Source organism: Pectobacterium araliae, assembly GCF_037076465.1.
Lineage (GTDB): Bacteria > Pseudomonadota > Gammaproteobacteria > Enterobacterales > Enterobacteriaceae > Pectobacterium > Pectobacterium araliae.
The window spans coordinates 4,568,655-4,589,410 of record NZ_AP028908.1 but is presented as its reverse complement, the minus strand read 5'-3'; the positions used below and the strand labels follow the sequence as shown (position 1 = coordinate 4,589,410).

Below are 20,756 nucleotides of genomic sequence, written 5' to 3'. Positions count from 1 at the left end.
TAAAAAAATAAAAATCCAAACGCTGATTCCTTAAGATTCTGTTAAGAACGGTTTGCTTTAATCCTTCCCGAAGACCGATTACTCCCGCAGGCTGACTGCGAAATACTTTACTGAGAAATAATTTATTGCGAAACAACAGGCAAAATAAGGAAGGAATATTATGAAAAAAGCAGCTGCGTTATTCGCCATTACCGCTCTGGTTTCTGCACCCGTATTTGCTGCACAAAGCGGCGGTGGTTTCGTCAACCCAGATACGCCCGCAGTTGGCACACATAAAGGGGGATTTAGCGATCCACAGAATTCCCTCACGACAGTCGCTAAGGCTAAAGATCTGCGTGACGATAGTTGGGTTACGCTGAGTGGCAATATTGAAAAACGGGTTGGTGATGAGAACTATTTGTTCCGAGATTCGACAGGCACGATAGAAGTTGAAATCGATCACAAGCGTTGGAATGGTCAGATGATTTCGCCCACGGATAAAGTGGAAATTCAGGGTGAGTTGGATAAAGACTTCAATTCCGTCGAGCTGGATGTGAAGCAGATTCGTAAACTCTAATCCGTTATTGTCAATCCCTCGTGGCGGGCTATTGCCCGCCATTTCTCTATTTATCAACCATCTATATCCGCCATGTTTCACGTTGCCTACATTGGTTCACCCGAGTAGTCGATGTGATTAAGCTCTCCGAGACGCCTTTCTTTGCCATCTTCCTGAAACCTGAGTTATCTAGGGTAAATAACCTCGTGATCTTGTCTTTATTTTTTGTTAGCGAAACGTTTCGATGGCGATCACATTTTTTTTATTTCTTCGTTGCCTTTCTCTCTTCTTTTTCTAGAATATTATCAGCGAAACGTTTCGCTGGTGGGATGAGAGATGAAAAAAGCAGCATTATTGAATTCAGATATTTCTTCCGTGATTGCCCGGCTGGGGCATACCGATAGCCTGGTTATTGGCGATGCGGGTTTACCGATTCCAGAAACAACGACCCGTATCGATCTGGCGTTGACGCACAATGTGCCAACGTTTTTGCAGGTGGTTAATGTTGTCACCAGTGAAATGCAGGTAGAGGCCGCTATTCTGGCGGAAGAGATGATTGAAAAGAACCCCGCAGTCCATGACGCATTACTCGATCAATTGAAGCAACTAGAACAACACCAGGGAAACTCAATTGCATTGCACTATGTCAGCCATGAAGAATTTAAAACCCAAAGCGGCAAAAGCCGGGCCATCATTCGCAGCGGAGAGTGCTCCCCGTATGCCAATGTCATCCTGTGTGCTGGCGTAACGTTCTGAGGCATCCATGCAACCTTTACTGCAACTGCAAGGCATCACGAAATCTTTTCCCGGCGTTAAAGCGCTTTCCGGTGCGGCACTCAATGTCTACCCGGGAAAAGTGATGGCGCTGGTGGGCGAGAACGGTGCGGGCAAGTCCACCATGATGAAAGTCCTGACTGGGATCTACCGTAAAGATGCTGGCAGCATCCATTTTCTGGGGCAAGAGGTGGATTTCAGCGGGCCGAAAGCATCTCAGGAAGCAGGTATCGGTATTATCCATCAGGAACTTAACCTGATTCCCCAGCTCACGATTGCCGAGAATATCTTTCTCGGTCGTGAATTTACCAATCGTTTCGGTCGTATCGATTGGAACAAGATGTATGCGGAAGCCGATAAGCTGCTGAAACGCCTTAATCTGCGCTACGACAGCCGTCGTATGGTCGGGGATTTATCGATTGGCGATCAGCAAATGGTAGAAATTTCCAAAGTGCTGAGCTTTGAATCGAAAGTCATCATCATGGATGAACCTACCGATGCCCTGACGGATACCGAAACCGCGGCGCTATTCAGCGTGATCAAAGAGCTGCAATCTCAGGGATGCGGCATCGTTTATATTTCCCACCGTTTGAAAGAAATCTTTGAAATCTGCGATGACATTACTGTTTTCCGCGATGGTCAGCTTATCGGCGAGCGTCCGGTCAGTGAATTACAGGAAGATACGCTGATTGAAATGATGGTGGGGCGCAAGCTGGAAGATCAGTACCCACGCTCGAATAAAGCACCGGGAGAGGTGCGGCTTAAGGTGCAGAACCTGTCGGGACCGGGCGTAGAGCGCGTTAGCTTTACGGTGCGGAAAGGTGAAATTCTGGGCGTCGCAGGGCTGATGGGCGCGGGCCGAACTGAACTGATGAAGATTCTCTACGGGGCGCTACCGCGCACTGGCGGCAATGTGACGCTGGATGGCCGCGACGTGGTGACCCGTAAACCGCAGGATGGCTTAGCGAATGGCATCGTTTATATCTCTGAAGATCGTAAGCGAGATGGTCTGGTGCTGGGCATGTCGGTGAAAGAAAACATGTCGTTAACTGCATTGCGCTATTTCAGCCATGCGGGCGGTCGTCTCAAACACGCCGAAGAGCAGTTGGCCGTCGCCGACTTTATTCGCCTATTCAACGTTAAAACGCCTTCGATGATGCAGCCTATCGGTTTGCTGTCCGGTGGTAATCAGCAAAAAGTGGCGATTGCCCGTGGTCTGATGACGCGCCCGAATGTCCTGATCCTTGATGAGCCGACGCGTGGCGTTGATGTGGGGGCGAAGAAAGAAATTTATCAGCTAATCAATCAATTCAAAGAAGAAGGGTTGAGCATCATATTGGTGTCATCCGAAATGCCCGAAGTCTTGGGAATGAGCGATCGCATCATTGTGATGCATGAAGGGCGCTTAAGCGGTGATTTCCCGATTGAGCAAGCAACCCAGGAAGCACTGATGGCTGCGGCTGTTGGTAAGCAATACGGTGCAAAGCAGGAGTAAGTCAGACATGAGTTCTCAATCTATCGCGGCAAAACGCTGGTTCAGCAAAGAGTGGTTACTGGAGCAGAAATCGCTGATCGCACTCCTAATCCTGATTGCGGTTGTGTCCGCCATGAGCCCTAATTTTTTCACCCTGAATAACCTGTTCAATATTCTCCAGCAGACGTCGGTAAACGCCATTATGGCCGTCGGTATGACGCTGGTGATTTTGACCTCGGGCATCGATTTGTCGGTGGGTTCACTGTTGGCACTGACGGGTGCCGTTGCGGCTTCCATCGTTGGGCTTGAAGTTAATGCGCTGGTGGCGGTATTTGGCGCACTGGCACTGGGCGCGCTGATCGGTGCGGGCACGGGCATCATCGTTTCCAAAGGCAAAGTGCAGGCATTTATCGCTACGCTGGTCATGATGCTGTTACTGCGTGGCGTGACGATGGTTTATACCAATGGTAGCCCGGTTAATACGGGTTTTTCCGACGTGGCAGATGCGTTTGGCTGGTTCGGTATCGGTCGTCCGTTGGGGATTCCGACGCCAATTTGGATCATGGCTATCGTCTTCGTTGCAACCTGGTACATGCTGCACCATACGCGACTGGGGCGCTATATCTATGCGCTTGGCGGTAATGAATCCGCGACCCGCTTATCCGGTATCAGCGTTGATAAGATCAAGATTATTGTCTATTCCCTGTGTGGGCTGCTGTCTGCCCTGGCGGGAATTATTGAAGTTGCACGTTTGTCCTCTGCACAGCCTACAGCGGGTACAGGGTATGAGCTGGATGCCATCGCGGCCGTGGTATTGGGCGGCACCAGTCTGGCTGGTGGCAAGGGGCGTATTGTTGGTACGTTGATCGGCGCACTTATCCTTGGTTTTCTCAACAATGGACTGAATTTATTAGGTGTTTCTTCTTACTACCAAATGATCGTTAAAGCAGTCGTTATCTTGCTGGCGGTTCTGGTAGATAACAAAAGCAGTAAATAACCTTCATTCACACAGGAATTGAGTATGAATATGAAAAAGCTGGCTACTCTGGTTTCCGCTGTTGCGCTGAGCGCGACTGTCAGTGCTAATGCCTTGGCCAAAGATACGGTTGCGCTGGTGGTTTCTACGCTGAATAACCCGTTCTTTGTTTCCATGAAAGAGGGGGCGCAGAAAGAAGCTGACAAACTGGGCTATGAGTTGATTGTGCTGGACTCCCAGAATAACCCAGCGAAAGAACTGGCTAACGTTCAGGATCTGACGGTACGTGGCACCAAAGTCTTGCTGATCAACCCAACCGATTCTGATGCAGTAGGCAATGCGATTAAAATGGCTAATCAGGCAAAAATTTCGGTCATTACGCTGGATCGCGTTGCTAGCAGTGGTGAAGTGGTGAGCCACGTGGCTTCTGATAACGCGTTCGGCGGTAAAGTTGCCGGTGATTTCATTGCCAAGAAATTGGGTGAAGGTGCCAAGGTGATTCAGTTGGAAGGGATTGCAGGAACCTCTGCCGCGCGTGAGCGTGGGGCGGGTTTCATGAAATCTGCTGAGAAAAATAAATTCGCTATGCTGGCCAGCCAGCCTGCTGATTTTGACCGTACTAAAGGGCTGAACGTGATGCAGAACCTGCTGACCGCGCACCCTGACGTTCAGGCCGTATTTGCTCAGAACGATGAAATGGCGCTGGGCGCACTGCGTGCACTGCAAACCGCAGGTAAAACAGATGTGCTGGTTGTGGGCTTTGACGGTACTCAGGATGGCGTGAAGGCCGTTGAGTCAGGCAAGCTGGCAGCAACGGTGGCTCAGCGTCCAGACCAGATCGGCGTAATCGGTATCGAAACGGCTGCGAAAGTGCTGAAAGGTGAAAAAACGCAGGCCATCATTCCGGTTGACCTGAAGCTGGTCGCTAAATAAGTAAAGAATAAAGCAGGGCTCGCGCCACCCGTTTGTGGTGGCGCATTATTAACATAGCGGGATTCGACATAATGAAAACGGGTAAGCTGGTGGTGCTGGGCAGTATTAATGCTGACCATATTCTCAATCTTGAGCAATTTCCCCGCCCGGGCGAAACGGTGATCGGTGAACAGTATAGCGTCGCTTTCGGCGGGAAAGGCGCTAATCAGGCCGTTGCCGCTGGCCGAAGTGGTGCTGATATCGCCTTTATTGCCTGCGTCGGAGAAGATGATATCGGCGCCCGCATTTGTCAGCAGCTATCCAAGGACAATATTGATGTTTCCTCCGTTGAGGCTATCTCCGGGGAAACCACTGGCGTTGCGCTGATTTTTGTTAACGCCGACGCTGAGAATATGATCGCGATTAATGCAGGCGCGAATGCTGCTGTGTCGCCTGATTATCTTCATCGTCATCGGCAACACATTATTGATGCTTCTGCATTGCTTATGCAGCTTGAATCGCCGTTGGAAACGGTCATCGCGGCCGCCAAACTGGCGCACGAACACCAAACAAAAGTGATTCTTAATCCCGCGCCTGCCCGTGAACTGCCTGATGAACTGCTATCGCTAGTCGATATGATCACGCCGAATGAAACCGAAGCGCAGTTCCTGACGGGAATTACCGTTGAGACAGAAGAAGATGCGGCTCGCGCTGCACAGGTGCTGCATGATAAAGGTATCGAGACAGTACTTATCACATTGGGTAGCCGTGGTGTATGGTTGAGTGAAGGTGGTGAAGGGCAGCGTATTCCGGGGTATCGCGTAAAAGCGGTAGATACTATTGCCGCTGGAGACACCTTTAATGGTGCGTTGGTTACCGCCTTGCTGGAAAACCGGCCAATGTTTTCTGCTGTGACGTTCGCTCATGCGGCGGCGGCTATTGCGGTAACTCGCCGAGGTGCGCAACCTTCTGTCCCGTGGCGTGAAGAGATCGACACATTTTTACAAGCTCAGGGGTGATTTTTGGCCACCATGAAAGATGTCGCCCGTTTGGCGGGCGTTTCTACTTCTACCGTATCTCACGTCATTAATAACAATCGCTTTGTTAGTGATAGCATTCGCGAAAAGGTGATGAAGGCTGTTGAGGATCTCAACTATGCGCCGTCTGCGCTGGCCAGAAGTCTGAAAATAAACCAGACCCGTACCATCGGCATGTTGCTCACGGCCAGTAGTAACCCGTTTTATGCCGAAGTGGTTCGGGGCGTAGAGCGCTGTTGTTATGAGCGAGGCTATAGCCTGATTCTGTGCAACACCGAGGGCGATCACGACAGAATGAGCCATAGTCTCGAAACGCTGCTGCAAAAGCGGGTCGACGGTGTACTGCTTATGTGCACCGAAAGCCATCGCCCTTTGCCTGAAATGATGAGCCGCTATCCTTCTATACCGATGGTCATGATGGATTGGGCACCCTTTGAAGGCGTCATGGATGTCATTAAAGATAACTCTCTGCTCGGCGGCGAGATCGCGACTAATTACCTCATTTCTCGTGGTTATAAAAAGATAGCCTGCATTGCGGGTCCGAAAGATAAGACGACAGCCTATAACCGATTAGAAGGTTATCGACAGGCGATGCAGCTCGCGGGGCTATCTGTTCCCGCTGATTATGAGATTTTTGGTGATTTTGAATTTGAAACGGGCTACCGCGCGATGCAGCAGTTGTTAGCGCTGGAAGATAAGCCCGAAGCGGTGTTCACCAGTAACGATGCAATGGCTGTTGGTGTTTACCACGCTCTTTATCAGGCAGGGCTTTCAATCCCTCAAGACATGGCGGTTATTGGTTACGATGATATTGAACTGGCCCGCTATATGTCTCCGCCTCTCACTACGGTTCATCAACCAAAGGATGAACTCGGCGAATTAGCGGTTGATACGTTGCTGTATCGCCTGGAACATCCAAATACTGAACCCAATGTGTTGGTGCTGACGCCAGAATTAATGGTGCGCCAGTCTGTTCGGTAATATTTTGGCTAAGAAAACGCTGAAAAACCCGGCATAACGCTGTCTTTTAATGCGCTTTGCTGAAAAAAAACTCACTCGGTAATTATTTTGCATTTAGCACTTGTCAGCGTGCGAGAAGTCCCTATAATGCGCCTCCACTGACACGGCAACAGCGACACGCGATTGCGGTGTCAGGAAAAAAGATTCAACGAAGGCGGTCAGTAATGACTTGACTTTACAGCGGAAAAGCATAGTATATGCAGCCCGCGCCACCGATGAAGTGGCACTGCTCTTTAACAATATAATCAGACAATCTGTGTGGGCACTCACAAGACCGTATCTTAACGATATAAAAAGTCTTGAAGAGTGAACAACAGTAAATTCATTACGAATAAACAGTTTTAATTCTTTGAGCATCGCTGACGAGTTCAGCAAATCAAACAAATCTTAAATTGAAGAGTTTGATCATGGCTCAGATTGAACGCTGGCGGCAGGCCTAACACATGCAAGTCGAGCGGTAGCACAGAGGAGCTTGCTCCTCGGGTGACGAGCGGCGGACGGGTGAGTAATGTCTGGGAAACTGCCTGATGGAGGGGGATAACTACTGGAAACGGTAGCTAATACCGCATAACGTCTTCGGACCAAAGAGGGGGACCTTCGGGCCTCTTGCCATCGGATGTGCCCAGATGGGATTAGCTGGTAGGTGAGGTAATGGCTCACCTAGGCGACGATCCCTAGCTGGTCTGAGAGGATGACCAGCCACACTGGAACTGAGACACGGTCCAGACTCCTACGGGAGGCAGCAGTGGGGAATATTGCACAATGGGCGCAAGCCTGATGCAGCCATGCCGCGTGTGTGAAGAAGGCCTTCGGGTTGTAAAGCACTTTCAGCGAGGAGGAAGGCGGTAAGGTTAATAACCTTATCGATTGACGTTACTCGCAGAAGAAGCACCGGCTAACTCCGTGCCAGCAGCCGCGGTAATACGGAGGGTGCAAGCGTTAATCGGAATGACTGGGCGTAAAGCGCACGCAGGCGGTCTGTTAAGTTGGATGTGAAATCCCCGGGCTTAACCTGGGAACTGCATTCAAAACTGACAGGCTAGAGTCTTGTAGAGGGGGGTAGAATTCCAGGTGTAGCGGTGAAATGCGTAGAGATCTGGAGGAATACCGGTGGCGAAGGCGGCCCCCTGGACAAAGACTGACGCTCAGGTGCGAAAGCGTGGGGAGCAAACAGGATTAGATACCCTGGTAGTCCACGCTGTAAACGATGTCGATTTGGAGGTTGTGCCCTTGAGGTGTGGCTTCCGGAGCTAACGCGTTAAATCGACCGCCTGGGGAGTACGGCCGCAAGGTTAAAACTCAAATGAATTGACGGGGGCCCGCACAAGCGGTGGAGCATGTGGTTTAATTCGATGCAACGCGAAGAACCTTACCTACTCTTGACATCCACAGAACTTAGCAGAGATGCTTTGGTGCCTTAGGGAACTGTGAGACAGGTGCTGCATGGCTGTCGTCAGCTCGTGTTGTGAAATGTTGGGTTAAGTCCCGCAACGAGCGCAACCCTTATCCTTTGTTGCCAGCGATTCGGTCGGGAACTCAAAGGAGACTGCCGGTGATAAACCGGAGGAAGGTGGGGATGACGTCAAGTCATCATGGCCCTTACGAGTAGGGCTACACACGTGCTACAATGGCGTATACAAAGAGAAGCGACCTCGCGAGAGCAAGCGGACCTCATAAAGTACGTCGTAGTCCGGATTGGAGTCTGCAACTCGACTCCATGAAGTCGGAATCGCTAGTAATCGTAGATCAGAATGCTACGGTGAATACGTTCCCGGGCCTTGTACACACCGCCCGTCACACCATGGGAGTGGGTTGCAAAAGAAGTAGGTAGCTTAACCTTCGGGAGGGCGCTTACCACTTTGTGATTCATGACTGGGGTGAAGTCGTAACAAGGTAACCGTAGGGGAACCTGCGGTTGGATCACCTCCTTACCAAGAAGATGTGTGTTAAGTGAAGTGCTCACACAGATTGTCTGATGAAAATAACGAGCAGAAATACCTTAATAGGCTTGTAGCTCAGGTGGTTAGAGCGCACCCCTGATAAGGGTGAGGTCGGTGGTTCAAGTCCACTCAGGCCTACCAACTCTTCCATGAGTGGTATCTAAGGTAACTGTAAGTAGAGATGGGGTTATAGCTCAGCTGGGAGAGCGCCTGCCTTGCACGCAGGAGGTCTGCGGTTCGATCCCGCATAGCTCCACCATTAAAAAGACTTCAGAGCGTATTGGAAACAGTATGCTGCGAAGTATTTTGCTCTTTAACAATCTGGAACAAGCTGAAAATTGAAACATGACAGCTGAATGAACATTGATACCTGCGGGTGTCAATGATGAATCAGTCTGTCAATGAGTCTCTCAAATAATCGCAGCGCGATATGTGACTTTGATTACTCAAAGACACCTTCGGGTTGTGAGGTTAAGCGACTAAGCGTACACGGTGGATGCCTAGGCAGTCAGAGGCGATGAAGGGCGTGCTAATCTGCGATAAGCGTCGGTAAGCTGATATGAAGCGTAATACCCGACGATACCCGAATGGGGAAACCCAGTGTGTTTCGACACACTATCATTAACTGAATACATAGGTTAATGAGGCGAACCGGGGGAACTGAAACATCTCAGTACCCCGAGGAAAAGAAATCAACCGAGATTCCCTCAGTAGCGGCGAGCGAACGGGGAGGAGCCCAGAACCAGAATCAGTTTGTGTGTTAGTGGAAGCGTCTGGAAAGTCGCACAGTAAAGGGTGATAGTCCCGTACACAAAAATGCACAAGTTGTGAGTTCGATGAGTAGGGCGGGACACGTGACATCCTGTCTGAATATGGGGGGACCATCCTCCAAGGCTAAATACTCCTGACTGACCGATAGTGAACCAGTACCGTGAGGGAAAGGCGAAAAGAACCCCGGCGAGGGGAGTGAAATAGAACCTGAAACCGTGTACGTACAAGCAGTGGGAGCCTACTCGTTAGGTGACTGCGTACCTTTTGTATAATGGGTCAGCGACTTATATTCTGTAGCAAGGTTAACCGAATAGGGGAGCCGCAGGGAAACCGAGTCTTAACTGGGCGTTAAGTTGCAGGGTATAGACCCGAAACCCGGTGATCTAGCCATGGGCAGGTTGAAGGTTGGGTAACACTAACTGGAGGACCGAACCGACTAATGTTGAAAAATTAGCGGATGACTTGTGGCTGGGGGTGAAAGGCCAATCAAACCGGGAGATAGCTGGTTCTCCCCGAAAGCTATTTAGGTAGCGCCTCGTGAACTCATCTTCGGGGGTAGAGCACTGTTTCGGCTAGGGGGTCATCCCGACTTACCAACCCGATGCAAACTACGAATACCGAAGAATGTTATCACGGGAGACACACGGCGGGTGCTAACGTTCGTCGTGAAGAGGGAAACAACCCAGACCGCCAGCTAAGGTCCCAAAGTCATGGTTAAGTGGGAAACGATGTGGGAAGGCACAGACAGCCAGGATGTTGGCTTAGAAGCAGCCATCATTTAAAGAAAGCGTAATAGCTCACTGGTCGAGTCGGCCTGCGCGGAAGATGTAACGGGGCTAAACCATGCACCGAAGCTGCGGCAGCGACACTTAGGTGTTGTTGGGTAGGGGAGCGTTCTGTAAGCCGTCGAAGGTGACCTGTGAGGGTTGCTGGAGGTATCAGAAGTGCGAATGCTGACATAAGTAACGATAATGCGGGTGAAAAACCCGCACGCCGGAAGACCAAGGGTTCCTGTCCAACGTTAATCGGGGCAGGGTGAGTCGACCCCTAAGGCGAGGCTGAAAAGCGTAGTCGATGGGAAACAGGTTAATATTCCTGTACTGGGTGTTACTGCGAAGGGGGGACGGAGAAAGCTAGGTTATCCGGGCGACGGTTGTCCCGGTTTAAGCGTGAAGGTGGGTGACTTAGGTAAATCCGGGTCATCGTTAACACTGAGGCGTGATGACGAGTCACTACGGTGATGAAGTAACCAATGCTACGCTTCCAGGAAAAGCCTCTAAGCTCCAGGTAACATCAAATCGTACCCCAAACCGACACAGGTGGTCAGGTAGAGAATACTCAGGCGCTTGAGAGAACTCGGGTGAAGGAACTAGGCAAAATGGTGCCGTAACTTCGGGAGAAGGCACGCTGGCGCGTAGGTGAAGTCCCTTGCGGACGGAGCTGAAGCCAGTCGCAGATACCAGCTGGCTGCAACTGTTTAATAAAAACACAGCACTGTGCAAACACGAAAGTGGACGTATACGGTGTGACGCCTGCCCGGTGCCGGAAGGTTAATTGATGGGGTCAGCCGCAAGGCGAAGCTCTTGATCGAAGCCCCGGTAAACGGCGGCCGTAACTATAACGGTCCTAAGGTAGCGAAATTCCTTGTCGGGTAAGTTCCGACCTGCACGAATGGCGTAATGATGGCCAGGCTGTCTCCACCCGAGACTCAGTGAAATTGAACTCGCTGTGAAGATGCAGTGTACCCGCGGCAAGACGGAAAGACCCCGTGAACCTTTACTATAGCTTGACACTGAACCTTGAGCCTTGATGTGTAGGATAGGTGGGAGGCTTTGAAGTGTGGACGCCAGTCTGCATGGAGCCGACCTTGAAATACCACCCTTTAATGTTTGATGTTCTAACGTGGGCCCCTAATCGGGGTTGCGGACAGTGTCTGGTGGGTAGTTTGACTGGGGCGGTCTCCTCCCAAAGCGTAACGGAGGAGCACGAAGGTTAGCTAATCCTGGTCGGACATCAGGAGGTTAGTGCAAAGGCATAAGCTAGCTTGACTGCGAGAGTGACAGCTCGAGCAGGTGCGAAAGCAGGTCTTAGTGATCCGGTGGTTCTGAATGGAAGGGCCATCGCTCAACGGATAAAAGGTACTCCGGGGATAACAGGCTGATACCGCCCAAGAGTTCATATCGACGGCGGTGTTTGGCACCTCGATGTCGGCTCATCACATCCTGGGGCTGAAGTAGGTCCCAAGGGTATGGCTGTTCGCCATTTAAAGTGGTACGCGAGCTGGGTTTAGAACGTCGTGAGACAGTTCGGTCCCTATCTGCCGTGGGCGTTGGAAGATTGAGAGGGGTTGCTCCTAGTACGAGAGGACCGGAGTGAACGCACCACTGGTGTACGGGTTGTGATGCCAATTGCATTGCCCGGTAGCTAAGTGCGGAAGAGATAACCGCTGAAAGCATCTAAGCGGGAAACTTGCCTCGAGATGAGTCTTCCCTGGGCACTTGATGCCCCTGAAGGGCCGTTGAAGACGACGACGTAGATAGGCTGGGTGTGTAAGCGTAGCGATACGTTGAGCTAACCAGTACTAATGACCCGAGAGGCTTAACCTTACAACACCGAAGGTGTTTTGAGTGATGATGACTCATAGAGACATGTTTTGATATTTAGCTTGTTTTAGTATTGGTTCTGATGGTTGTGCGAGAGCGAGAGCGAAGCATAACGGTTGGAATGAAACAGAATTTGCCTGGCGGCGATAGCGCGGTGGTCCCACCTGACCCCATGCCGAACTCAGCAGTGAAACGCCGTAGCGCCGATGGTAGTGTGGGGTCTCCCCATGTGAGAGTAGGGAACTGCCAGGCATCAAACACGTGGAAAGCCCCTGTCGAAAGACAGGGGCTTTTTGCTATGCGTGCGTTGTGAACATTTTTACGAGATCCCGCAGTCTGCATAATGAATATGAGGCATGGATAGCTTGGTATTTGGGTTCAGAAGTCCACTTTCTACCAGATATTACCTAATGGCTTCGTGTGAATGGCGATCTGCTCTGAACTAAAGACTGTTATTTTTGAGCCATTGGTGGATAAAGGTAGCAACCTGCTCTGGTTGATTGATATCAAGCACCGGAAGTCGGGTGTTTATCTCTGTATCCGCTGCAATCGCGATGACATATTCATCGATCAAATCACTTAATTCCTTATCCAATGATTGGCGAAACAAGGCTATTTTAGCGATCTTCTCGTGTTTAAAACCCTCAACCAGCACCAGGTCGAGAGTTGATGCATCCATTTTCCCAGCTAGATCGTAAATATTTGGTTCTTCCTGATCAGGAGTCTCCGTCATCAGCGCCCATCTTTGGCTGCTGGCAACTATCGTTTGTGCTGCGCCTGCCTTACGGAGCTCATAGCTATCTTTACCTGGCGTATCAATATCCATCTGATGATGTGTATGTTTAATTAATCCGACCCGAACGCCATGATTAGTTAGCAGAGGGATGACGCGTTTGAGTAATGTTGTTTTACCTGTACCGCTGTAAGCAACAATTGCGAGCAAAGGTACACTATTAGGATTCACGGTGTTGCTCCTCCCAATTGGATAAATCTTCAGGCGAATTCATATTGCGAAAAGCTTCAGGCTGATCGCTAAATGAAACGGCGTTTGCTCCAACCTGTTCCATAAATAGCATCAGCTTACGGTTTCCGAGATGCAGATAGGTCTCTAGTGATTCAATAAGGTTTTTATTGATTAAGAGTAATGTGGGATGTGGTCGTTCTCCGTCTGTGGCATAAATCGCATTTGCCCCCCCGCGTGCTTGCCATAAGCGGTGTACCAAGTCGATGGGGAAGGCCGGAACATCACAAGGAACGAATACAACCCATTCGGACGTAGATGCGTGTAATCCACTCAGGATGCCAGCAAGCGGGCCTGGAAAGGTTGCATCAAAGTCACCAATAATCCGACACCCGCTTTGTGCATACACATCCTGATTACGATTAGCGCTGATGATGATCTCGTCAACCTGTGTTTTAAGCCGAGACAGAGCGTGTAGATATAGCGGTACACCGTTTAGTGCTATCAGACCTTTATCATGCCCGCCCATGCGCGTTGCACGTCCGCCCGCGAGAATAACGCCTGTAATCATTTCACTACCCAATTATCTATGCCCACTTTTCTTCATACGAAAGCGCGTGAGGGAGAAACCATACATTATTCTCTGAAAACTTTCACAGAAGACCAAGTTCTTTCCTCATGTGCACAAGGCTGTTATTTTTATCGTTATATATTCAGCATCACTCAAGTTGTTTTCTACTTCTTGAAATTTATTGAGTACAAACCGTTTTTAAGGAGAAAAAAATGAAATGTCACCGTGTTAATGAGCTGATAGAGCTGCTGCATCCAGCCTGGCAAAAAGAGCCTGATTTAAACCTGGTACAATTTTTACAAAACCTTGCACAGGAGGCGGGGTTTGAGGGGCAGTTAAACGAACTAACTGATGATATCCTTATTTACCATCTGAAAATGCGTGATGCAGATAAAAAACAAGTCATTCCCGGTCTAAAGAAAGACTATGAGGAAGATTTCAAAACAGCTTTGCTGCGTGCCCGTGGGGTTATTAAAGACTAGTGAAAAGAAATAACACGTTCATGATGCTAACTATTTTACGCGTATATCTTATGCCGCCTCTGGCCATTTGTGGCCTCGATGAATAGTTCAGTATTTAATTTCCAGACACTGTTCCCAGATTTGATCGTGGATGCCTTGTTGGATGTCGGGCTGCGCGTTGATTCCGGTTTGACAGCATTAAACAGCTATGAAAACCGGGTGTATCAATTCGTTGATGAAGATCGTAAGCGATTCGTCGTGAAATTTTATCGCCCGGAACGGTGGAGCGCGGCGCAAATTGTGGAAGAACACACGTTTGCCCAACAACTGGCAGAAGATGACGTTCCTATCGTCGCGCCTGTTTTTCTTAATGGGCAGACGTTGAATGTCTATGAAGGATTTCATTTTGCCGTATTCCCTAGTATGGGGGGCCGGCAGTATGAGATGGATAATGAAGAGCAGCTCGAATGGGTCGGCCGTTTTCTCGGACGAATTCACCAGACGGGGCAGAAATCGTTATTCACCGAGCGACCAACGATTGGGGTAAATGAATATTTGCATGAACCTTATCGGCTGCTGGAAACGTGTCCGCTAATACCAAAAATACATCGACATAATTTTTTACAGGCAACCCGTCAACTGATTGATACAGTTGAAACTTATTGGCACAGCGACTGGCGTCCATTGCGTCTGCATGGGGATTGTCACCCTGGAAATATTTTGTGGCGTGATGGCCCGCTATTTGTGGATTTGGATGATGCTCGCAATGGCCCGGCAATACAAGATTTATGGATGCTGTTGCATGGTGACCGCCGTGAACAACGTATTCAATTGGATATCTTATTAGACGCTTATAGCGAATTTTCGGATTTTCAGGAGAAAGAACTGACGTTGATTGAGCCTCTTCGCGCGATGCGACAGGTTTATTATCTGGCTTGGGTTGCGCGTCGTTGGGAAGATCCTGCTTTTCCGAAAAGTTTCCCTTGGATGACGGATGCTGATTTCTGGTTGAAGCAAACGGCAATATTTATTGGGCAAACTCAGCTGTTGCAGGAGCCTCCTCTACAGCTGATGCCAATGTACTGAAATTAAATGGAGAGAGTTAACTTTATGAAAAGATTATGGCTTGCGCTGATTGGTGCCGTTCTGGCATTTAGTGCCTCTGCTGCAGAGTTTTCTGACGGTAAGCAATATGTAGAATTAGATAAACCTGCAACGCAAGAGCCTCAGGTTCTCGAGTTCTTCTCATTCTATTGTCCCCACTGCTATCAATTTGAACAGGTTTATCACGTTCCTGATGCAGTAAAAAAAGCGTTGCCAGAGGGTACAAAGATGACGCGTTATCACGTGGACTTCTTGGGCACATTGGGTAAAAACCTGACGCAGGCTTGGGCTGTGGCCATGGCGCTGGGTGTGGAAGATAAAATTACCCCGCTGATGTTTGATGCCGTTCAGAAAACGCAGACCTTACAAAAACCGGAAGATATTCGCACCGTCTTTGTAAAAGCGGGTGTGAGTGCGGAAGAGTTTGATGGTGCTCTGAATAGTTTTGTTGTGAAATCTCTGGTTGCCCAGCAAGAAAAAGCGGCGGCAGATTTGCAATTACGTGGTGTTCCAGCCATGTTCGTTAATGGTAAATATATGATCAAGAACGATGGTCTCGATACCAGCTCTATGGACGCTTACGTAAAACAGTATGCTGATGTGGTGAATTTCCTCATTACTAAAAAGTAATCACGTAATAGGCCATGCGGGCTAACCGCATGGCCTTATACCCGCTATACTTCAAGCCGTTCACTCTTTTATATCTCACAGCTCACAATATCTATTTATCTTTTTTTTATATCCACAAATTGGATGACAGTTTGCCATGCATAAAAAACAAACAAATTATATTATAACATTATGAATTTTATTAATATAAAATAACTCTATTAGATAAAAGGAGTAATTAATAATTACGTGAATAAAACTATTCACAAAGTTATCCACAGGAAAATCTTGCGAGGCTCCATGCAAAATCAACCGATATCTTACGTTAAGGATCGTCTCTTTCTCTGACCTATGGCATGCTTAGCGCTATGACAGACTAACAACGATCACGGCAGGTTATGGCTCAGATTGCAGAAAACCCTTTAATACTGGTAGATGGTTCATCCTATTTGTATCGTGCGTATCACGCTTTTCCACCGTTAACGAACAGCGCGGGAGAAGCAACCGGTGCAATGTATGGCGTACTGAATATGCTACGCAGTTTGCTGTTGCAATATAGCCCCAGCCACGTTGCCATTGTTTTTGATGCGAAAGGGAAAACGTTTCGCGACGAGTTGTTCGAAAATTATAAAGCTCACCGCCCACCTATGCCTGAGGATCTACGTGAACAGATAGAGCCTCTGCATAATATGGTGAAAGCAATGGGGTTGCCGCTTCTGGCAGTTTCCGGTGTAGAAGCGGACGATGTCATCGGTACACTTGCGGTGCAGGCGGAAAAAGCGGGTAAGTCGGTGCTGATTAGTACCGGCGATAAAGATATGGCACAGCTGGTGACGCCGAGCGTCACGCTCATTAATACCATGAACAACACCATTCTTGGCCCACAGGAAGTGTGTGATAAATACGGTATTCCCCCTGAGCTGATTATCGATTTCCTCGCGTTGATGGGAGATGCATCGGATAACATTCCCGGTGTGCCTGGTGTGGGTGAAAAAACGGCTCAGGCGCTATTGCAAGGGCTTGGCGGGTTAGATTCGCTGTATGCCAATCTTGATAAAATTGCTGAGCTTTCTTTTCGCGGTGCGAAAACCATGGCGCCGAAGCTGGAACAACATAAAGAAGTGGCTTACCTCTCTTATCAGCTTGCCACCATTAAAACGGATGTTGAGCTGGAACTTAGCTGCGATCAGCTTACCGTTAACGAGCTGGATGTGGATGAACTGCATCGCCTCTTTTCCCGTTATGAATTTAAACGCTGGTTATCAGATATTGAATCAGGTACCTGGATGCAGGGTAAAAAGAGCAGCCCACCTGTTCAGGCGGTGAGTAACTCGGTGGTTGAGCAAGTTGCTGAAGAAGATAATGCGCCTACGCTTTCTGCTGACGGTTACGTCACGATTCTTGATGAGAAAACGCTGCTCGATTGGGTTGAGCGTTTAAAACAGGCTGAGGTTTTCGCTTTTGATACGGAAACCGACGGGCTGGATACACTCACTGCTAATCTGATTGGTTTGTCATTTGCTATTAAGCCCGGTGAAGCGGCTTATTTGCCGCTGGCGCATGACTATCTGGATGCGCCGGAGCAGTTGGATCGTGCCACGGTATTGGCCTTGTTCAAACCGCTGCTGGAAGATGAAAATCTGCTTAAGATTGGTCAGAATCTCAAGTTTGATAAAGGCGTGATGCAGCGGTATGACATCGATTTACGCGGCATCGCGTTTGATACCATGCTGGAATCCTATGTGCTCGACAGCGTGGCGGGTCGCCACGATATGGATAGTTTGGCCGAGCGTTATCTGAAGCACAAAACCATTACCTTTGAAGAGATCGCGGGTAAAGGCAAAAATCAGCTGACGTTTAATCAGATCGCGCTGGAACAGGCTGGGCCGTATGCGGCTGAGGATGCGGACGTTACGCTGCATCTGCACCAGAAGCTCTGGGGGAAACTCCAGCCACATGCCGATCTGTGTCAGGTCTTCCAGACTATTGATATGCCGCTGGTGCCAGTTTTATCCCGCATCGAGCGTACGGGCGTGCTAATCGATCCCGCGATTCTGGCGGAACACTCAAAAGAGCTAACGACTCGTTTGGCGGAGCTGGAAACACAAGCGTATGAGCTGGCGGGTGAAGAATTCAATCTCTCATCGACCAAGCAGCTACAGGGTATTTTGTATGAAAAGCAAAAGCTGCCGATTCTGAAGAAAACGCCAAAAGGCGCGCCATCAACCAATGAGGAAGTGCTGGCCGAACTGGCACTAGATTACCCTTTGCCGAAGCTGATCCTCGAATATCGGGGCTTGGCCAAGCTGAAATCCACATACACCGATAAGCTGCCGCTGATGATCAATCCGGCGACGAAGCGCGTGCATACGTCTTATCATCAGGCTGTTACTGCGACCGGGCGTTTGTCTTCCAGCGATCCTAACCTGCAAAATATCCCAGTGCGTAATGACGAAGGACGCCGTATTCGTCAGGCATTCATTGCACCGAAGGGCTACAGCATTGTTGCCGCTGACTACTCGCAAATTGAACTGCGTATCATGGCGCATTTATCGGGTGATAAAGGGCTGTTGAATGCATTCGCGAACGGGTTGGATATCCACCGGGCAACGGCGTCAGAAGTGTTTGGCACCGCGCTGGATAAGGTGACATCAGAACAGCGTCGCAGTGCGAAAGCGATCAACTTCGGTTTGATCTACGGTATGAGTGCGTTTGGTTTGTCACGCCAACTGAATATTCCACGTAGCGAATCGCAGAAATACATGAATCTGTATTTTGAGCGTTATCCCGGTGTGCAGGATTACATGGAGCGGACGCGCCAACAGGCCGCTGAGCATGGTTATGTGTCCACATTAGATGGCCGCCGTCTCTATCTGCCTGATATCCATTCTCGCAATGCTATGGCGCGTAAAGGTGCGGAGCGTGCGGCGATTAACGCCCCGATGCAGGGAACAGCTGCTGATATTATCAAGAAAGCGATGATCGCGATTGACGACTGGCTACAGAAAGACATGCCGCAGGTGAAGATGATCATGCAGGTTCACGATGAGCTGGTTTTCGAGATTCACGATTCGGTTATTGAAGAATCCATTAGTAAAATCAAGCTATTAATGGAAGGTTGTATGCAATTGAATGTACCGTTGCAGGTAGATATCGGTACAGGCATGAATTGGGATCAAGCACATTAATGGCCGATTTTTGTGCTATTTTTGTAATTAAATAACAGTATTGTGTGACCTGGTTTAACTTTGTGTAATCGATAACCATTTTCTATGAAAGTAAACAACAAAAAAGCCTTTGTTCCCGTGAAAAAATAGGGTAGAGTTAAAGACGTAGGGTACAGAGGTAAGATGTTCTATCTTTCAGACCTTTTACTTCACGTAATCGGATTTGGCTGAATATTAGCCGCCCCGCTCAGTTTTGAGCGGGGCGTTTTTTATGGGCTTTATCCAGGATTTTTACCCTCAAAACGCCGGTAGCTGTGTGACAGGCTGCAATGCGTTTGCGTTGTTCGAGTGTGAGAAAAACGTCTCTGGTCGGTGATTATCGCGGAAAGTAAGGGCGTGATGCGAGTAATGAAATGATACTCTGCACCACGCAAAAGGGTTATTCTGCTTCTTGTTCTTCTTCAGCGTGTGGCAGCGTGCTGAACCAGTTGTCCAATTTCTGCTGTAGTTTATCGACGCCGAGTTTTTTCAGTGACGAAAATGCCTCGACTTGAATATCACCCATAAATGGTACAACAGCCTCGCGAACCCTATGCAACTGTGTCTTACGTGCACCTGAAGCCAGCTTATCGGCTTTGGTCAGCAGAACTAAGACCGGAAGCTCGACATCGACTGCCCACTGAATCATTTGCTGATCGAGATCTTTCAGAGGATGACGAATATCCATCAGTACAACCAGACCCTTTAGGCTGTTACGCTTTTGCAGGTATTCACCGAGCGCACGTTGCCATTTGATCTTCATTTGCTCTGGCACTTCGGCATAACCATAGCCAGGGAGATCGACTAAACGCACGCCGTCGGCCACCTGGAACAGGTTAATCAACTGAGTTCGGCCCGGTGTTTTACTGGTTCGTGCCAGGTTTTTCTGGTTGGTCAGCGTATTCAGCGCGCTGGATTTTCCGGCGTTAGAACGCCCAGCAAAGGCCACTTCAATACCGCTATCTGTTGCCAGGTGGTGAATATCCGGGGCGCTGATGATAAAACGCGTCATGTGGTAGTTATATTGCTGGGTCACGATCGTTATCTCTGTCTGGATCTCTGTCTGGTTGGGGATTATACCTGTAACTGACAATAAAGGCGGTTTTATCTGCCTTAAAATGCAGCAGACTGATATGAAAAGAAAAGCTCACTCGTCTGATGTGGGCGCTTTTTTATTATCGGGCTTTCTGCTAGATTCCGCCGCACTTCCCTTATATCTGTGTACCTGAGAACAACATTATGAACCGACCTGTCAAAGGGGCTGCCGATAAGGCAGAAAAGCCCAAAGTAAAAAGAAAGACCCGCGAAGAATTAGAGCGCGAAGCGCGTGAGCGGAAAAAAGATAAAAAGCATCGTGGTCACGTGTCAGGCAGCCGAACTCAGGAAAAAGCGTCCGCCGATCAGCGTTCTGGTCAGCGTAAAGCCGCCGATCCGCGTATTGGTAGCAAAAAACCTGTACAGCTTGGCGTGTTGGATAGCGCTATCGCTAAACCGAAGCCTAAGTCAAAGCCTTCTGAGCCCGTGGAGAAAGTCGTTGCTGCCAAGCCAGCAATGTCTCCAGAAGAAGAGCTGGAAATGTTAGAAAACGATACGCGTCTGGATGCCTTGTTGGATCGTCTGGATAGCGGTGAAACGCTGAGCGCCAAAGATCAGTCATGGGTTGATGAAACGCTGGATCGTATCGATATCCTGATGGAAGAGCTTGGAATCGAGCTGGGTGATGATGATGACGAAGAAGAGCAACAGGAAGACATGTTGCAGCTTTTAAAACGTAATAACCCGAAAGACGCGTTCTAATCAAT

The 20,756-nt window shown here is 49.1% G+C and carries 15 protein-coding genes, 2 tRNA genes and 3 rRNA genes; 17 read left to right on the top strand and 3 right to left on the bottom strand.

Annotated features, from left to right (window positions below):
- Nucleotides 1-160: 160 nt before the first annotated feature.
- The 12 genes from AACH44_RS20790 (at nt 161) to rrf (ending at nt 12,294) form a co-directional block, all read left to right on the top strand.
- A complete protein-coding gene (locus tag AACH44_RS20790) occupies nt 161-556 on the top strand; it encodes a YgiW/YdeI family stress tolerance OB fold protein (protein WP_261847332.1) in 396 nt (131 codons plus the stop codon).
- Nucleotides 557-871: 315 nt separating this feature from the next.
- Nucleotides 872-1,291: a D-ribose pyranase gene (gene rbsD / locus AACH44_RS20785; RefSeq protein WP_015731562.1), complete on the top strand. Its 420-nt coding sequence runs from the start codon at nt 872-874 to the stop codon at nt 1,289-1,291.
- Between the two features lie 7 nt (nt 1,292-1,298).
- Nucleotides 1,299-2,804, top strand: coding sequence for a ribose ABC transporter ATP-binding protein RbsA (gene rbsA, locus AACH44_RS20780; RefSeq protein ID WP_261847331.1), 1,506 nt, complete (start codon nt 1,299-1,301; stop codon nt 2,802-2,804).
- 7 nt (nt 2,805-2,811) lie between these two features.
- A complete protein-coding gene (rbsC, locus tag AACH44_RS20775) occupies nt 2,812-3,780 on the top strand; it encodes a ribose ABC transporter permease (protein WP_137742409.1) in 969 nt (322 codons plus the stop codon).
- Between the two features lie 24 nt (nt 3,781-3,804).
- The gene (gene rbsB / locus AACH44_RS20770; RefSeq protein WP_261847330.1) at nt 3,805-4,692 is read left to right on the top strand and encodes a ribose ABC transporter substrate-binding protein RbsB; all 888 of its coding nucleotides are present in this window, start codon (nt 3,805-3,807) and stop codon (nt 4,690-4,692) included.
- Between the two features lie 71 nt (nt 4,693-4,763).
- Nucleotides 4,764-5,690, top strand: coding sequence for a ribokinase (gene rbsK / locus AACH44_RS20765; RefSeq protein WP_261847329.1), 927 nt, complete (start codon nt 4,764-4,766; stop codon nt 5,688-5,690).
- A 3-nt stretch (nt 5,691-5,693) separates the two neighbouring features.
- Nucleotides 5,694-6,689, top strand: a complete 996-nt coding sequence (rbsR, locus tag AACH44_RS20760; protein ID WP_261847328.1) for a ribose operon transcriptional repressor RbsR — start codon at nt 5,694-5,696, stop codon at nt 6,687-6,689.
- A gap of 428 nt (nt 6,690-7,117) precedes the next feature.
- Nucleotides 7,118-8,659 (top strand): 16S ribosomal RNA (locus AACH44_RS20755).
- A 73-nt stretch (nt 8,660-8,732) separates the two neighbouring features.
- Nucleotides 8,733-8,809: transfer RNA gene (locus AACH44_RS20750), tRNA-Ile, on the top strand.
- A 42-nt stretch (nt 8,810-8,851) separates the two neighbouring features.
- Nucleotides 8,852-8,927 (top strand) — tRNA-Ala (locus AACH44_RS20745).
- A 210-nt stretch (nt 8,928-9,137) separates the two neighbouring features.
- Nucleotides 9,138-12,045, top strand: a 23S ribosomal RNA gene (locus AACH44_RS20740).
- 133 nt (nt 12,046-12,178) lie between these two features.
- Nucleotides 12,179-12,294: ribosomal RNA gene (rrf, locus tag AACH44_RS20735) — 5S ribosomal RNA — on the top strand.
- The 16S, 23S and 5S rRNA genes sit together here with 2 tRNA genes alongside, the layout of an rRNA operon.
- Before the next feature lie 190 nt (nt 12,295-12,484).
- Here the strand turns inward: rrf and mobB are convergent.
- Together mobB and mobA are read right to left on the bottom strand one after the other, a co-directional pair.
- Nucleotides 12,485-13,006 (bottom strand): molybdopterin-guanine dinucleotide biosynthesis protein MobB, encoded by a 522-nt coding sequence (mobB, locus tag AACH44_RS20730; RefSeq protein ID WP_261849928.1) that lies wholly within the window; start codon nt 13,004-13,006, stop codon nt 12,485-12,487.
- Nucleotides 12,996-13,574 (bottom strand): molybdenum cofactor guanylyltransferase MobA, encoded by a 579-nt coding sequence (mobA, locus tag AACH44_RS20725; RefSeq protein ID WP_261849929.1) that lies wholly within the window; start codon nt 13,572-13,574, stop codon nt 12,996-12,998. Before mobA ends, mobB begins: the two co-directional genes overlap by 11 nt.
- Before the next feature lie 212 nt (nt 13,575-13,786).
- On the opposite strand from mobA, the gene AACH44_RS20720 reads away from it, so the two are divergent.
- The 4 genes from AACH44_RS20720 (at nt 13,787) to polA (ending at nt 18,936) form a co-directional block, all read left to right on the top strand.
- The gene (locus AACH44_RS20720; protein ID WP_261849930.1) at nt 13,787-14,056 is read left to right on the top strand and encodes a YihD family protein; all 270 of its coding nucleotides are present in this window, start codon (nt 13,787-13,789) and stop codon (nt 14,054-14,056) included.
- Nucleotides 14,057-14,134: 78 nt separating this feature from the next.
- Complete coding sequence (locus tag AACH44_RS20715; protein ID WP_261849931.1) at nt 14,135-15,121, top strand: serine/threonine protein kinase; 987 nt, start codon at nt 14,135-14,137, stop codon at nt 15,119-15,121.
- Between the two features lie 24 nt (nt 15,122-15,145).
- Complete coding sequence (dsbA, locus tag AACH44_RS20710; protein WP_261849932.1) at nt 15,146-15,769, top strand: thiol:disulfide interchange protein DsbA; 624 nt, start codon at nt 15,146-15,148, stop codon at nt 15,767-15,769.
- A gap of 377 nt (nt 15,770-16,146) precedes the next feature.
- Nucleotides 16,147-18,936: a DNA polymerase I gene (polA, locus tag AACH44_RS20705; protein ID WP_261849933.1), complete on the top strand. Its 2,790-nt coding sequence runs from the start codon at nt 16,147-16,149 to the stop codon at nt 18,934-18,936.
- A 418-nt stretch (nt 18,937-19,354) separates the two neighbouring features.
- Here polA and yihA read toward each other — a convergent pair whose 3' ends face one another.
- Nucleotides 19,355-19,990 carry a ribosome biogenesis GTP-binding protein YihA/YsxC gene (gene yihA / locus AACH44_RS20700; RefSeq protein ID WP_261849934.1) on the bottom strand — a complete coding sequence of 212 codons (636 nt, stop codon included), beginning with the start codon at nt 19,988-19,990 and terminating at the stop codon, nt 19,355-19,357.
- Nucleotides 19,991-20,193: 203 nt separating this feature from the next.
- Between yihA and yihI the strand changes: the two genes are divergently transcribed.
- The gene (gene yihI / locus AACH44_RS20695; RefSeq protein WP_261849935.1) at nt 20,194-20,751 is read left to right on the top strand and encodes a Der GTPase-activating protein YihI; all 558 of its coding nucleotides are present in this window, start codon (nt 20,194-20,196) and stop codon (nt 20,749-20,751) included.
- The last annotated feature ends 5 nt before the right edge of the window (nt 20,752-20,756 follow it).